Genomic DNA, 14,069 nt, shown 5'->3' with positions numbered 1-14,069 from the left:
CGTGCGTTGACCGCACTGAATGGGCGCGCTGCACAGGCCGACCCGCACCTGGTGCACCGCACCGACCCGTGATGCGGTGCGCACATGCGAGGCGGAGTGAGTCCCCGTCAACTTTAAGTCGCAGGTCAAAGGGCTGGTGTGATCGGTTCCCGTGCTTCTCGTGCTGGTCGCGGGCGGAAGTCTGCGGACAAGATCGGCCGTCAGCGGTCGACTTCGAGGTTCGTCAGGACGAGCAGAGCACGCAGGAGTTGGGTGGCGTGGGCGGGATCGGTACGGAGTTTGGTGAGGATCCGCCAGTTCTTGAGGTGGGCGAAGCCGTGCTCGACCGGTGCGCGTCCGACGGCGAGGACGCGGTTAGCTTCCTTCTGACCGGCGGTGAGTTTGTGGGTGCGGCTGGCGGTGTAGCCGGTGGTGATCACGGGAGCGCGGATGTCGTTGTCCAGGCCGCAGAAGCCAAGGTCGGCCAGAGCGCCGAGGGCGGCGGCGCGTAAGTGGGCGAGGATGTGGTCGTGGCGGGCGGCGGTGTTGTCGTGGGTGCGGCCGGGCCGGGCGGCGGATATCCAGATCAGGCGGCCTCTCTCGTCGGTCAGGGCGAGGAAGTGCAGGCCGTGGCTGCGGTGTTTTCCGGAGTAGTTGCGCCGGTCGGCCGGTCCGGTGCGGCGCTGGGTGCGGATGAGGGTGCCGTCGATCAGAACTACCTCCCCGCCCCGGCTCGTCCGGCCACCTGCCCGGGCGCCGGCAGGTCCGAGGCGCGTTCCTCGGCGAGCTGTCCGGACACCCGTTCAAGGACCCGTTCGGTGACAGCTAGCTCATTCCGCTCAGCCCGCACCTCCGCCAACTCCTTGGCCAGCTGTTCTTCAATTTCGTCCAGTGCCGCGCGCCGCGCGGTGATCCGTTCCAGCAGCTCGGGACCCAGCATGCACAGATCGTAGAAGCCGGTTAATGGGCTTTTCCGGAAAAGGGTGTGATCGAGTGGCTTTGTTAACGAGCCGACAGCACCTGTACACGAGGTCGGATTGGGCAGCACTCGAAGCTCTGCAGACGTCGAGCAATTCATGGCTTCGGGCACCACGGGCCCCTGCCAAGGGTCTGGCAAGGGCCCGTAGCGTAGAGAGCCGAGGAGGGCCGGGACCTGTCCCTGGATGAGCAGCATCCTGGCCAACACGGCTACCGTCTGCTGGTGGCCTGACGGCCCGGCGTCACTTCAGGTGTCGGGTGAAGAACTGGGCCGCGGCGTCCCCCGCGAACTGCGGGACGCCGGTATGCCCGCCCATATTGGCATGCAGCGTCTTCTCCTTGGAGCCGAAGGCGTCGAACAGGTTCAGGGCCGCCTGCCGGTCGTTCCCTTCGTCGTCCCACTGCAGCAGGACGTGCAGAGGAATGGTGACCTGGCGGGCCTCCTCGACCGTGGCGCGAGGGACGAAACTCCCGGCGAACAGAACAGCGGCCGAGATGCGCGGCTCCACCACCGCCAGCCGGGTCCCAATGGAGATCACTCCCCCCGAGTACCCGACCGGGCCGCCGATCTCGGGCAGCGACAGCAGGGCGTCCAGGGCGGCCTGCCATTCCAGGACCGCCTTGTCGACCAGGGGGAGGATGAGGGCGTCGATGATCTCGTCGCTGACCGGCTCGCCGGCCTCCATAGCCCGGCGCAGGTCGGCGAGGGCCTGCTCGGCGGTGGGCAGGCGGGGCCGGTCGCCGCTTCCGGGGAGCTCGATGGTGGCCGTGGCGAAGCCGTCAGCCACGGAGTGCCGGGCTCGGGCCACCAGTCGGGGGTACGTCTTGCGCAGCCCGAGAGGAGGGGGGCTGAGCAGAATCAGCGGCGCCGGTGCGGATGTGGATGCGGATCCGGGCGTCCACAGGATGCCAGGGATCTCGCCGAGGGTGAATTCGCGCTCGAGGACAGCGTCGTCGAGACGCTGTTCAGAAGTGAATCGCATGGCCGTGCCTTTCGGGAGTGCCATTGAACGGCCCTCCCGGACGACCTATCGCCCGGCCGTGACCCCGGAGGGGAGCACCCATGTCGATACGTTCACGGGTACCACCTCCTCACTCTCTTGCACGGCCTCCGGAAACGTAGCAGTGGCTGCCGCGCCCGCCAACGGGTTTTTTGCGGAGGCTCTGTGGCCGAACACCACGGCGTCGGAGTCACGCCTGTCACTGCTCGGGAAGCGCACGTCCGCCACCGATGCGAGCACCGAAAAACCGGCAACCAACCGCTGACGGACGATCTACTGCGCAGACAGCCGCCCATGACCCAGCGCGTGAGCACCCTGAGCACCGGTCACACCAGCCCTTTGACCTGCGACTTCAAGTTGACGGGGGCTCCGTGATGTGCACCGGATGGGCATCCACCGCACCGCACCCGGTGCACGGAGGCGCGCTTACGGGTACGCACCGGTTCCGGAGTGGACCGTGCGGGCCCGCTCCAGATGTTCGTCGCGGATCGTCTCCAGGGTGTCGGTCGTGCCGTCACTGTCCGGGATGACGTTCACGACGAAGCGGATGATGCTGCGGGCGATGCCCGGCGCCGCCGTGGTGGGGGAGTCCCGGGCCGAGATGATGTCCTCGGCCAGTCGCAGCATCAGGAAGGCCGGCTTCGGCTCCTTCCATGGAGCCATGTCCTCGCCCCCCTCGTCTGGGCCGGTAACGACGCCGACCACAGTGCGACCTCGCCCCTCCGCCGGCTCTCGTCGCGGATGCCACGAGACGGCTCGCCGCCCCTCGTCGACAAGGGTCCGAAAAAAGATCTGACGGTGATGCCCGAGGCGACCATGGCGATGGGGGTCCCCCCATGCCGTTCAGGCTATGGGGGAGCATCAGCCGGGCCAAACGCATCGTGGCCGAGCACGGTTCGACCGGCCCGGCGATGTCGCCACCGTGCTGCGTGTCCTGTACCTGGTCTTCAACGAGGGCTACTCCGGCGACGTCGACCTCGCCGCCGAGGCCATCCGCCTCACCCGGCAGCTCGCGGCCCAGGTCGACCACTCCGAGGTGGCGGGGCTGCTCGCCCTCATGCTCCTCCACCACGCCCGGCGCGCCGCCCGGACCGCGCCTGAGGGCAGCCTGGTGCCGCTCGCCTCTACGCCGAAGCCGCCCGCGCAGCCCCCAACCTCGCCGAAAGCAACCACCTGCCCCGCCAGGCCGCCCGCCTCAACGCCCGCCGACGCCGCTGACGGGTCACGCTCGGTTCAGCCTGCGGCGCCAAGCGCGCCGCCGTGGCCAATGACCTGGGACGCTGTCGGCCTGTCGGCCTGTCGGCCTGTCAGCCTGTCGGCCTGTCGGCCTGTCGGCCTGTCCGGCTATCCGGTCGGGTGGTGGCTGCTGATGCAGGCGTCCGCGCGCCCGCCATTACGCGGAGAGTGCTCTCTGCGCGGGTGGACAGCGCCGCACGCTTGCCGGATGGGGTGATTCCTGGCCGTGGTGCGTTGACGCGTCTATGCGACTGGGCACGTTCCTACCAGCGGCTTCGCATGAGGACAGGGGCGGATGCCGCGGTTGTCCGCCGGGGAGGGGCACGCATGACGAGTCACGCTGCGCATGCCGGACCACCGGAGGGTTCTGTCACCAATCGCTGCGCGCAAGGGGACCAACCGATGGTCACCACCCGCGGCCCGGCACAGCCACACCCCACCGTTCCCGCGTCACGCCCCGGCGGCGACACGGTAGCCGTCGACATCACTGATCTGTGGATCTGCCGAGGCCGGCACACCATCCTGCGCGGCGTCGACCTCGCCGTCGCCCGCGGCTCCATCACCGGGCTGGTGGGCCCGAGCGGGTGCGGAAAGACGACGCTCATGCGCGCCGTCGCCGGCACCCAGCGGATCGCCCGCGGATCGATCCGGGTCCTGGGGCGGCCGGCCGGCGACGCCTCCTTGCGGGGGCGGATCGGCTACGACCCACAGGCGGCCGCCTTGCACGCCGACCTGACCGTCACCGAGGAGCTCCGGTACTTCGCCGCGGTGCTGGGCGCCCCGCGCGGCGACGTCCAGCGCGTCATCGCCGAACTGCACCTTGAGGACCACGCCGGTCAGCTCATCGGCAAGCTCTCCGGCGGCCAGCGTAGCCGGGCCAGCCTCGCCGCGGCCCTGCTCGGCACACCGGAGCTGCTCATCCTCGACGAGCCGACCGTCGGCCTGGACCCCTTGCTCCGGGACGAGCTCTGGCACATGTTCGGAGCCCTGACCGAGTGCGGCATCACCCTGCTCGTCTCCACCCACGTGATGGACGAGGCGGTCCGCTGCCCGCACATCGTGCTGATGCACCACGGCAACGTGCTCGCCTGCGCAAGTCCCGCCGAACTGTGCGCCGGCACGGGGCGAACCGGCCTGGAGAACGCCTTCAAGGACTTCATCACGGCGAGCATGAACGGACCGCGATGACAATGAACGGACCGCGATGACAATGGACGGACCGCGATGACAGCGGTGCGGGCCTTGCAGGCCTCCGCGACAGTCACCCTGTGCACCACCCACCGCGTCCTGCGCCAGCTCCTCCACGACCCGATGTCGTTGATCATGACGCTGGCGGTCCCCGCCCTCCTGGTCGTCCTCGTGCGCTTCATCCTGCCGACGCAGGACGCCTTCCAGCGCTCCGCGCCCGCGCTGCTCGGTCTCTTTCCCCTCGTCCTCGTCTTCACCCTGGCGGCCATCAGCACACTGCGGGAACGCTCGGCCGGCGTGCTCGAACGTCTCATGCTCATCGCCCCGCGCAAAGTGGACCTGTACTTCGGCTACTCCCTTGCCTACGCGGTCATCGCCCTGCCGTCGACCGCGCTGACCATCTGGATCTCCGTCGACTGGCTCGGCCTGCGCGTCAGGGGACCCCTGTGGCCCCTGGGCCTGGCAGCCCTGGCCTCCGCGTTGTTCGGCCTCGGCCTCGGCCTGCTCGCCGGAGCCTTCGCCGGCAGCGAGATGCAGGCCATGCAGTACGTTCCCGTCCTGATATTCCCGCAGGCCCTGCTGTGCGGCCTGTTCGCCCCCCGCCGCTCCATGTCCCGCCCCCTGCAGGCCGTCTCGGATTTCATGCCGCTGTCGTACGCCGTCGACAGCCTCACCACATCGGCGCGCGCGCTCAGGCCCGACGACACCTACGTCCGCAACGTGGCCATCCTGGTCGGCAGCGCACTCGTCACTGTCGTCCTGGGAGCACTGGCCCAGCGCAGAACCCTGTGACGACCTCCCCCCTTCGCGCTGACGGCGTACGCGCACGCCCGCACACAATCACGGCCGGACACCACACCGGCACCGTGCCGAGCGAGAGGCCTTCACCAGGTCATGAGTCCCCATGAGTGCCCCATGAGTGACACAACAGAGCACTGCCACCTGCCGCTGACGGTGGGCGATCGCATTCTGGCCCTCCACGCGCGAAAGGTGAAACACGCCGCCCACGCGCAGATCGCAGCGGTGGCCCGCATTCCGCGCCCCGCTCCGAACCGGACGGAGTACGAGCGGCTGGTGCGCGAGGCAACAGCCCGGGCACCGGTTCTCCGCTACCGAGTGACGGGAACGGGATGGAGGTCGCGATTCGGACCGGATCCCCGGTTCAACCCGCTCCGGCATCTCGAATTCGTCCACGCCCTGCCGGGCCGGGCCGCGGAGCAATGCCTGCAGGAAGCGCGGGGCCGGCCGCTGCCGAAAGGCAGCCCGCTGTGGAGCCTGCAGGTGGTCCATGGCTATGCCCCGAACGAGCACATCGTGTGCCTGCGCATGGAGCACACCATGTTCGACGGCATGGGGGCTCTCCAAGTCCTGGCCGCCTTCTTCGCGGCGCGGAACCTACCGGCCCCCTCCCCACAGCCTCCTCCCGACTTCCCTCCGCTCTCTGTCATCCGGCGCACACTGCCGCCCCTGCACCAAGTCGCCCGGCCACCCGCCCGGTGGCTACCGGCCAAGCCTTCGCGCAGGCACGGCCTGACCCATCACACCCTCACCCTGGATGTGACGCTCTACCGGGACATCAAAGACCGCACCGGTGCGACCACCGCACAGGTCAGCACTGCCGCCCTCGCCGGCGCCCTGCGCGCCTGGGCACCCCAGCACTGGGGCACCCCCCTGGCCCGTCGGCAGCGACACGGCCTGCGCACAGGAATGACGCTCAACGTTCGCCACCCCCTCAACCCGAGTCCGCTGGGCAACCACGTGGGCGTGTTGCCGGTGACCCTCCCCTGCCCCGAAGCCGACCCGCTGCTCCGCCTGGAACAGGTCATGGCACGCGTCAACCAGCGGAAGAAGGACGACTACCGGCGAATGTGCCGCTACGTCAACAACCTGGCTCCTGTCCCTGCGTGGCTGCTCAGCCGAGCCGTCCGGTCGGTGACGCCTCTCCTTCCTTGGAACATCGGCGTCACCATGATGCGCGGCCCCGGCAACCGCCCCACCGTCGACAGCCTGCCGCTGACCCTGAGTGGCCCAGTCGTCCTGCGCCCCGCCCTCGGCGTCGTCGGATTCATGGCGTACCGCGATGCCGTCGCAGTGACGCTGACCTTCGACCACATGGCCCCCGCGCACGTCGGTCGACTCGCCTGCCTGCTGCCGTACGCGCTCACCGAGCTGCATGCCCGCGTGTCCGGCGCGGCGTGACCCGAACCGACGGCCACGCCCCGACGGATCCCACTACAGGGCGAGGAGGCGGTCCATACCTGTCCCGGCGCCTCGACCACTCGGCCGTGGCGAAGGGCCGGTGGCTCGAGGCCGTGGCGAAGGCGGCAGAATGACCGGATGTCCTCCGAAGACCGGCTCACTCATCGCATGGCGGACGGCGTCCGCGTCCCGGGCACGTGGCGGCACGCCTTCATCCGCAACGGTGACTACCACCTCACCGACCTCGTCGTGTACGCGGACGGACTCGTCGACTGCTGGGGGCTGGTCACCTTCGAGGAGTTCGAGGAGAAGGTACGGAGCGGGTGGGTGGCCGTCGAACCGCCGGCCGGAGCCCGCGCCTCCGCCTACGGGATGGCATCGTGGCGGTTCGCCGAGCCGCGGGCGTGGATCAGCGCCGATGACCTGATCGGCGAGGTCCGCGACACCATCGACCGCCTGAACGGCCGCCCTGACTCCACGGACCGGTGCCTGGCCGCCGTCGACGTCTTCCTCGCCGACCGGACGGAAGAGAACCGGTCCGCCGCCCGTGCCGCCTACCTGGCCATCCCCGAGTCCCAGCGGATGTACGCACTCGGCGACATGGACCAGCACGACATGCCGCTGCACGCGCTGGTGGAAGGGCCCGGCTCCGGGGAGATCACGCCGGAGGAGTACGAGGAGGCGCTCGCATACTTCGACGAGTGGGGGCCGGGGGAGAAACCGGGGGACAACCCGGCCCGGGCCCCCGAGTCGCACGCGCCGGCGATCCAGCTGGACGAGTGGTTCGTGCGAAAGCCGGAAGACGCCCCGGGCCGGAAGGGGCTCCGCAACGACTACCCCGCGCCGATCGATGCCGACGGCGTCACCTATCCGTCCGTCGCCCACGCCTACTGGGCGCTGTCGGTCACCGACCCGGAGGTCCGGGCCGCGATCGCGGCGGCGAGCTCGACGTATGCGGCACGCGGCCTGGCCGCAGGCACAGCGCGCCGCGAGGGGTGGGAACAGGTCCATGTCGCCGTGATGGCCGGTCTACTGCGGGCCAAGTACGCCCGATATCCGGAGCTGGCGGAGATCCTGGTCGACACGGGCGATGCCACCCTGATCTACGCCGACGGCAGCTCCCGGTTCTGGGGCAACGCCGGCGGCAGCGGACGCAACTGGGCGGGACGGCTGCTGGAGCTGGCACGCGCCGAGCTGCAGATGAATCGATTCGGCTGACAGCCGTGTATCTGGCGGTAGGGGGAGGGGGCCACGGGGTGTGGTTGGCCGGCTGGTGGCACCGACCAGCAGAGCCGTCCCGCCCTGGCCGGCTCCCCCGCGACTCGCCCGGGTGGTTTCCCCGGTAGGGGTCCGTGATCGGCCGGGCAACCGGTTCATGGAGTGGTATCCGGTGAGCCAGGGAGGAGCAGGGTGAAGGTGGTGCCGGGGTGGGGGTGGTCGGAGTGGGCGGTGAGGGTGCCGTGGTGGCGTTCGGCGATGTCGCGGGCGATGGCGAGGCCGAGGCCGCTGCCGCCTGTGTCGCGGGTGCGAGCCTCGTCGAGGCGGGTGAACCGCTCGAAGATGTGCTCGTAGTCGTCCGGGGCCAGGGGCGTGCCGTCGTTGTGGATGGTGATGGTGTGTGCTCGGCCGTCGGTGGTGATGTCCAGGGTGACCGTGGTGTGTGCGTGGCGTACGGCGTTGTCGAGGAGGTTGCGCAGCAGGCGGTGGAGCTGTGCTCCGTCGCCGCGGACGGGGGCCTGGCCTGGGCGGGCGCGCAGTGAGACGGGGTGACCGCGGTGCTGGTACTCGTGGACGAGTTCCGCGGCGAGGCCGGCGAGGTCGATCAGGGAGTGGGTGGCGGGGTGGTCGGGGCGGGCGAGTAGGAGCAGGTCTTCGGTGAGGGTGTGGATGCGTCGCGTGGCGGAGAGGGCGTTGTGGAGCGTCTGGTGCGCGTCGATGGTGTCGGGGTGGGCGAGAGCGGTTTCGAGTTCGTAGCGCAGCGCGGCGATGGGTGAGCGCAGTTCGTGTGAGGCGTCGGCGACGAAGCGGCGTTGGGTTTCTACGGCGGTTTCCAGCCGGTCCAGTGTGGTGTTGGTGGTCAGTGCCAGGAGGCGGACGGGGTCGCGGGCGTCGGGGACGGGGACTCGGCGGTCGAGGCTGGTGTCGGTGATCTCGGCGACTTCCTGCCGGATGGCCTCGACCGGGCGCAGGGAGCGGCGTGCGGCGGTCCAGGCGAGGGCGGCGACCAGCAGCGCGGCCAGCGGGACTCCTGCCATGAGCGGGGTGCGCAAGGGAGCGGCGGCCCGTTCGGCGTCGTCCGAGGGCACGAGGACGTAGAGGGTGGAGCGGCACGACCGGTCGGCTTCGGTGGGCAGGCGGCATGCGTGCGCGGGGGTGTGCACGGCGGTGGCGAAGACGGTGGTGGTGCGGTGGGCGAGAACGTGGGCTTGCCGGTGGGCGATGAGAGCCTTCTGCTCGGCAGAGGTGTCGCTGCTCGGTGGCGGCTTCAGCGTGCCGTCGGGACGGTGGAAGCGGCTGTGGTCGCGTTCGTCGACCGCGCCGATGTGGACCGTACCCCGTTGCGGGCTGCCGGTGGCCCGGCGGGGAGGCGGGACGGGGGGCGGGGGGAGCAGAGCCGGCAGGTCGGTGAGGTGCTGGGTGCCGCCGGCCGCGGCGATGGTGCGGCCGACCCGGTCGATCTCGATGAGGGGCCAGCCGCGCAGGGGGTCGCTGAGGATTTCCTTGCCTTCGGCAGCTTGGGTGGCAAGTTGAACGGACAGCTCGAAGGCCCGGTTGTCCGTCGTGCGGTAGGCGTCCGCGCGGACGTGCTGGAACAGCCACCACGCCCCGGTGCCGAACAGCACGAGGGCGGCGATTCCCGCCACGAGTGCGATGCGCGCCTGTCCGGGCAGGCGGTGGAGCAGGGCCGGTGTGCGACGCGAGGGATGCTGCCGGGCGGTCATCAGGGTTGTTCACGGGGCGTGAGGCGGTATCCGCGTCCGCGGACGGTTTCGATGCTGTGGGTGGCGAAGGGGGCGTCCACTTTCTTGCGCAGCGCGGAGATGTAGACCTCCACGATGGCGGTGCCCCCGGTGTAGGCCGGGTCCCAGACCTCGTCGAGGATTTCCTCCTTCGATACCGGGCGGTCCGGTGCGTGCAGCAGACAGGTGAGGATCGCGAATTCCTTCGGTGTCAGGGCGAACTCGACGGCGCCCCGGCCCGCGCGGCGGGAGGTCACGTCCGCCCACAGGTCGCCGACGCGCAGCACGGACCGGCCGGTCGCGGCGGCGGTGCCCCTGCGCAGCAGAGCTCGCAGCCGTGCGAGCAGGACCACCGAGGAGAACGGCTTGACCAGATAGTCATCGGCGCCGGTGTCCAGGCCCTCCGCCTCGTCGTACTCGCCGTCTTTCGCGGTGAGCATCAGCACGGGCGTGTGGACGCCCGCGGCGCGCAGAGCGGAGCAGATGCGGTAGCCGTTCAGGCCGGGGAGCATGATGTCCAGCACGATGACCGAGTGGCCGCCGGTCAGGGCTCGTTCCAGTCCGGTGGTGCCGTCGCGGACGAGTTCGACGCGGTAGCCCTCCGCTGTCAGGCCGCGGTGCAGGGCGGGCCCGAGCTGCGGATCGTCCTCGACGACCAGGATGCCTTTCACAGGGTGCAGCCTGTCATGCTGTACGCCTTTTCCCTAAAGATGACCTTTAGGTTTTTTAGATCATCTTTGGGTTGGTTCATGCATGCTGTGTCTCCGCCACACCGGACGGAGGCGCCCTTCTGCGCACAGTCAACCAGGGCCCGGCGGGTCCGTTCCGGGCCGGCCCCTGCCGCACCTTGATCGCCCGGAAAGCTGTCCTCATGCCGAGCTCCGCCGTTCGTCCAAGCCACCGCGGCGTTGCCCGGCGGTGGCTGACAAGGAGTGACCACGGCACGTTGCGCGGTCACCGGGGCGGCCCTCCCGAGCGGGTGCGGGCCGCGACTACCGGCCCCGGCCCACGACGCCTCGCGTCGGCCCGGGCGCGTGCCAGGCATCGGCGACCGCGTCCTCAGCCAGGCATCCCCCGCATCGTCCACCCCGTTCCCTAACCCCTACGCCGGCACCGTCCCCCACCGTCCCCAGGACCGCCGACGGGCCGGGTGCCCGGGGGCGCGACTTGCCCACCGTCCCCCGACTCCTGTCCCCGGCCGCTCCGCGTCCCGGCACCGTCCACCGTCCGTGACCCTCTCCACCGCCCGTGACCCTCTCCACCAGCCAGCCGGAGGTGTGCAAACGCATGCGTATTTCCTTCCTGCTCCACAACGCCTACACCATTGGCGGCACGATCAGATCGACGTTCAACCTTGCCTCCGCACTGGCCGACCACCACGACGTGGAGATCGTCTCGGTCCTCCGCTACCGCAAGACGCCGGCCATGGGGGCACCACCGCGGGTGCGGCTGACACATCTGGTGGACCTGCGCCGCGGTTCCGCGCACTACGACGGCGACGATCCCCGCCACGCCCAGCCCGCCCGGGTCTTTCCCCGCGCGGACGGCCGTCACCGTCAGTACAGCCGCCTCACGGATGAACGCATCGGCCGCCATCTCTCCTCCCTGGAGGCGGACGTGATCGTCGGCACCAGACCGGGACTGAACGTGCACATCGCCCGGCAGGCCCACCCCGCCGCCATCAGAGTGGGACAAGAGCACCTCACCCTCTCCGGTCACGGGCTGCGCATGCGCCACGAGATACGCCACCGTTACCCCTTGCTCGACGCGCTGACCACCGTGACCGAAGCCGACGCGCGCGCCTACCGGCAACTCGGTCTGCCCGGCGTGCGGGTGCAGGCGATTGCCAACAGCGTCCCCGCCATGACCACAAGGCCGGCCGAGCACACCGGCAAGATCGTCGTAGCCGCGGGACGGCTCGTCCCGGTGAAACGCTACGACCTCCTCATCAAGGCCTTCGCCGGCGTCGTCGCCTCCCACCCGGACTGGCAGCTGCGGATCTTCGGCAGAGGCGACACCACCGGCAACGAAAGACGCGCCCTGAGCACCCTCATCGACCACCTCGGGCTGAACGGCCACGTCTTCCTCAACGACCATGTCGGCGCACTGGCGACCGAGCTGGGGAAGGCGTCCATCGCCGTCTCCGCCTCCGACCGGGAGTCTTTCGGCATGACCATCGTCGAGGCCATGCGCTGCGGCCTCCCCGTCGTCGCGACCGACTGCCCCAACGGGCCGCGCGAGATCATCACCGACGGCGTCGACGGACGCCTGGTCCCTCCCGGCGACGCCGAAGGGCTCGCCGCCGCGCTGCGCGACCTCATTCGTGATGCCTCCCTGCGCCGGCGCATGGGAGAGGCGGCCGGGCGAAACTCGGTCCGCTTCGCCCCGGACCACATCGCCGAGCAACATCTCGCCCTCTACCAGGACCTGCTCAAGCGCGGCCCCGGCAAACGCTCACTCAGCCCGCTGCGGGAAGCCGCTCACCGGACGCGTACCGCGGCCATCGACACCGCGCACACCCTACGGTCGACTACACGCCGGGCGGCAAGGAGCCAGCCCGCCGGTTGACCCGTGTGCTTCCCGGTGCGTTCCGGCGGCGGGCGCGGCGGTCGCTCCGGGCGGGTCAGGCGGCCCGGTGGAGGCCGAGCGCCCTGGATGATCTCCTTGTCGTCGTAGGCCCTCGATGCCGGGCCGGCCAGGGCGGCGGAGGCGGTGAGGAAGATGGCGCGTTCGGGCTGCTTGTTTCCTCGCCGGGAGGGCTGTTCGCCGCAGATCGACGCCTCCCGCGCGGCCAGGGGTGTAGTGGTAGGCCCGGTGTCAGGAGAACGAAGTGTCATCGACGATCCATAACCGGTCCGCGGCGTCGATGGTCGGCCGGTCGGCTCAAGGCCGAGCAGAGAGCACGGCCACGGGGATACCCGCCGGCCCGCCGCCGACGAGACGCTGAATAACGGCACCGGCTGCGCAGGGTGAGGTCGGTCCGGTAGTACAAGGACATCAGCAGCACCCGGCCCGCAGGCGGGCAGGCACCACGGTCGGCTGATCCCTGGCCCGTCACCGCCGCACTCGCGTTCCCCACACCCGATGAGCCTCACCACTTCGGTCATACCTAGGAAATGCCCTGGTCACAGGGTTCTGCAACGCGCTTTAGCCGGTTCTCCCGCGCCACGGCCGCAGCTTCTCCGGGTTGCGGACGGCCCAGATCCGGGTGACGTGCCCGTCGAAGACGTCGAACGAGGCTACGGTTACGACGAGGCTGGCACGCCGGGCCACCAGGCCCGGCACACCGTTGACCGACCGTTCCAGGAGTTCGAGCCCCGGCGCCTTGTCGGCAATGGCGGTCATGTACTGGGCGATGCGTGCGCCGCCCTTGACCGGGCGCAGGACGGTGCCGACCATGCCGCCGCCGTCGGCGGTCATCACGGCAGCCGGGTTGAGGAGACCGATAAGGGCTGCGATGTCCTTGGTCTCCCATGCCTCTTTGACGCGCCGGACCACGTCGGCCTGGCCGGCCGCCGTCACCGGAGTGTGCGCGATGCTCACCCGCCGCCGGGCGGAGGCTGCCAGCTGCTTGCAGGCTGCAGGGGTCCGGCCGAGGACGCCGGCGATCTCGGCGTGCGGGTACTGGAAGACCTCGTGCAGGACGAATGCCACCCGCTCTGCGGGGCGGCTGGGGCGGGCGCCGCCCGACTGGTCCCACGTGGTGCGGTCGGGCAGCGGCTCGGGCAGCCACGCGCCGACGTAGCGTTCACGGCGGACCCGAGCAGATCTGAGCTGGTCCAGGCAGATGCGGCTGGTCACCGTCGTCAGCCAGGCGCCGGGTGAGAGGATCTCCTCCCGCCGGCTTGGCGGCAGCCCGTACCAGCGTGTGTAGGCAGCCTGCACCGCGTCCTCGGCCTCGGCCACCGAACCGAGCAACCGGTAAGCGATATTGATCAGTTGGCGCCGCTCACCGGCCACCTCATCTGCCCCGGCCCCTACAGTCCCCATGCTTCCGGCCGCCCCCTCGCCTTACCTTTCGCAAGCCCGCGTCGTCGGACTGGTGAGACCTTACCGAGCTCCTGCCACGCGGCGGAAAAGGGGAGACATGGCTACTCAGGTGCCGGCGAGGACACAACGCAGCTCCTCGTTCCTGAAGACAGCGATCGCCCTGCAGACCCTGACCATCTTCCTTCAGGCGGCTTCCGCCGGAGTGCTCCTCACCTCGTCTTACGGAGAGACGCTGCACGGCGTCGGAGCCCGCGTGATGTACGGGGCGTCGATGCTTTACGTGCTCGCCGCGGTGCTGGCGTGGAAACCGGGCGGCAGCTCGCCCCGGCCCATCCGGCACGCGTCAGGATTCCTCGTACTCGCCTCGGTTCAGGTCGTGCTGGGCATCGCGCATGTCCCCTCGGTCCATATTCCCCTGGGCGTCTTGATGTTCGGCCTGAGCGTACTGGCGCTGGCCCGTCGTTGAGGCCGCACTCCCAGCGAAGGCCACCTGCAAGCCCCGGTGTGGGCAGCGCGCGCCAATATCGTCCTCACTGCG

13 protein-coding genes and 1 pseudogene are annotated in these 14,069 nt (G+C 70.0%); 7 read left to right on the top strand and 7 right to left on the bottom strand.

Annotated elements, in window-relative coordinates; genetic code table 11:
* Window positions 1–200: 200 nt before the first annotated feature.
* The 4 genes from FGW37_RS00175 to FGW37_RS00160 all read right to left on the bottom strand — a co-directional run bounded on the left by FGW37_RS00175 (window position 201) and on the right by FGW37_RS00160 (window position 2,621).
* Window positions 201–689 carry a transposase family protein gene (locus tag FGW37_RS00175; RefSeq protein ID WP_281394918.1) on the bottom strand — a complete coding sequence of 163 codons (489 nt, stop codon included), beginning with the start codon at window positions 687–689 and terminating at the stop codon, window positions 201–203.
* Window positions 690–694: 5 nt separating this feature from the next.
* Window positions 695–919, bottom strand: coding sequence for a hypothetical protein (locus tag FGW37_RS00170; RefSeq protein WP_179079151.1), 225 nt, complete (start codon window positions 917–919; stop codon window positions 695–697).
* A 280-nt stretch (window positions 920–1,199) separates the two neighbouring features.
* Window positions 1,200–1,940: a dienelactone hydrolase family protein gene (locus FGW37_RS00165; protein WP_179079150.1), complete on the bottom strand. Its 741-nt coding sequence runs from the start codon at window positions 1,938–1,940 to the stop codon at window positions 1,200–1,202.
* Between the two features lie 444 nt (window positions 1,941–2,384).
* Window positions 2,385–2,621: a hypothetical protein gene (locus tag FGW37_RS00160; RefSeq protein WP_179079149.1), complete on the bottom strand. Its 237-nt coding sequence runs from the start codon at window positions 2,619–2,621 to the stop codon at window positions 2,385–2,387.
* Window positions 2,622–2,818: 197 nt separating this feature from the next.
* On the opposite strand from FGW37_RS00160, the pseudogene FGW37_RS00155 reads away from it, so the two are divergent.
* The 5 genes and pseudogenes from FGW37_RS00155 to FGW37_RS00135 all read left to right on the top strand — a co-directional run.
* A pseudogene (locus tag FGW37_RS00155) lies at window positions 2,819–3,081 on the top strand (DUF6596 domain-containing protein); the annotation flags it as partial.
* 392 nt (window positions 3,082–3,473) lie between these two features.
* Window positions 3,474–4,382 carry an ABC transporter ATP-binding protein gene (locus tag FGW37_RS00150; RefSeq protein WP_425506464.1) on the top strand — a complete coding sequence of 303 codons (909 nt, stop codon included), beginning with the start codon at window positions 3,474–3,476 and terminating at the stop codon, window positions 4,380–4,382.
* Between the two features lie 36 nt (window positions 4,383–4,418).
* Window positions 4,419–5,174: an ABC transporter permease gene (locus FGW37_RS00145; RefSeq protein ID WP_179079147.1), complete on the top strand. Its 756-nt coding sequence runs from the start codon at window positions 4,419–4,421 to the stop codon at window positions 5,172–5,174.
* A gap of 123 nt (window positions 5,175–5,297) precedes the next feature.
* Window positions 5,298–6,581: a wax ester/triacylglycerol synthase domain-containing protein gene (locus FGW37_RS00140; protein WP_179079146.1), complete on the top strand. Its 1,284-nt coding sequence runs from the start codon at window positions 5,298–5,300 to the stop codon at window positions 6,579–6,581.
* Window positions 6,582–6,719: 138 nt separating this feature from the next.
* Window positions 6,720–7,799 (top strand): NADAR family protein, encoded by a 1,080-nt coding sequence (locus FGW37_RS00135; RefSeq protein WP_179079145.1) that lies wholly within the window; start codon window positions 6,720–6,722, stop codon window positions 7,797–7,799.
* A gap of 155 nt (window positions 7,800–7,954) precedes the next feature.
* On the opposite strand, the gene FGW37_RS00130 is transcribed toward FGW37_RS00135, so the two are convergent.
* Window positions 7,955–9,523 (bottom strand): sensor histidine kinase, encoded by a 1,569-nt coding sequence (locus tag FGW37_RS00130; protein WP_179079144.1) that lies wholly within the window; start codon window positions 9,521–9,523, stop codon window positions 7,955–7,957.
* Window positions 9,523–10,212 (bottom strand): response regulator transcription factor, encoded by a 690-nt coding sequence (locus FGW37_RS00125; RefSeq protein WP_179079143.1) that lies wholly within the window; start codon window positions 10,210–10,212, stop codon window positions 9,523–9,525. The genes FGW37_RS00130 and FGW37_RS00125 overlap by 1 nt, the downstream gene beginning before the upstream one ends.
* A gap of 616 nt (window positions 10,213–10,828) precedes the next feature.
* On the opposite strand from FGW37_RS00125, the gene FGW37_RS00120 reads away from it, so the two are divergent.
* Window positions 10,829–12,109 carry a glycosyltransferase family 4 protein gene (locus tag FGW37_RS00120; protein ID WP_179079142.1) on the top strand — a complete coding sequence of 427 codons (1,281 nt, stop codon included), beginning with the start codon at window positions 10,829–10,831 and terminating at the stop codon, window positions 12,107–12,109.
* 579 nt (window positions 12,110–12,688) lie between these two features.
* Here the strand turns inward: FGW37_RS00120 and FGW37_RS00115 are convergent.
* Window positions 12,689–13,531, bottom strand: coding sequence for a sigma factor (locus FGW37_RS00115; protein WP_179079141.1), 843 nt, complete (start codon window positions 13,529–13,531; stop codon window positions 12,689–12,691).
* Between the two features lie 97 nt (window positions 13,532–13,628).
* Between FGW37_RS00115 and FGW37_RS00110 the strand changes: the two genes are divergently transcribed.
* Window positions 13,629–13,997 carry a hypothetical protein gene (locus FGW37_RS00110; RefSeq protein ID WP_179079140.1) on the top strand — a complete coding sequence of 123 codons (369 nt, stop codon included), beginning with the start codon at window positions 13,629–13,631 and terminating at the stop codon, window positions 13,995–13,997.
* Window positions 13,998–14,069 lie beyond the last annotated feature (72 nt).

The sequence above is a fragment of the Streptomyces rectiverticillatus genome (assembly GCF_013394065.1).
Taxonomy (GTDB): Bacteria; Actinomycetota; Actinomycetes; order Streptomycetales; family Streptomycetaceae; genus Streptomyces; species Streptomyces rectiverticillatus.
Note: the sequence above shows the minus strand (reverse complement) of the source record. Positions and strands in the feature narration are given on the sequence as shown.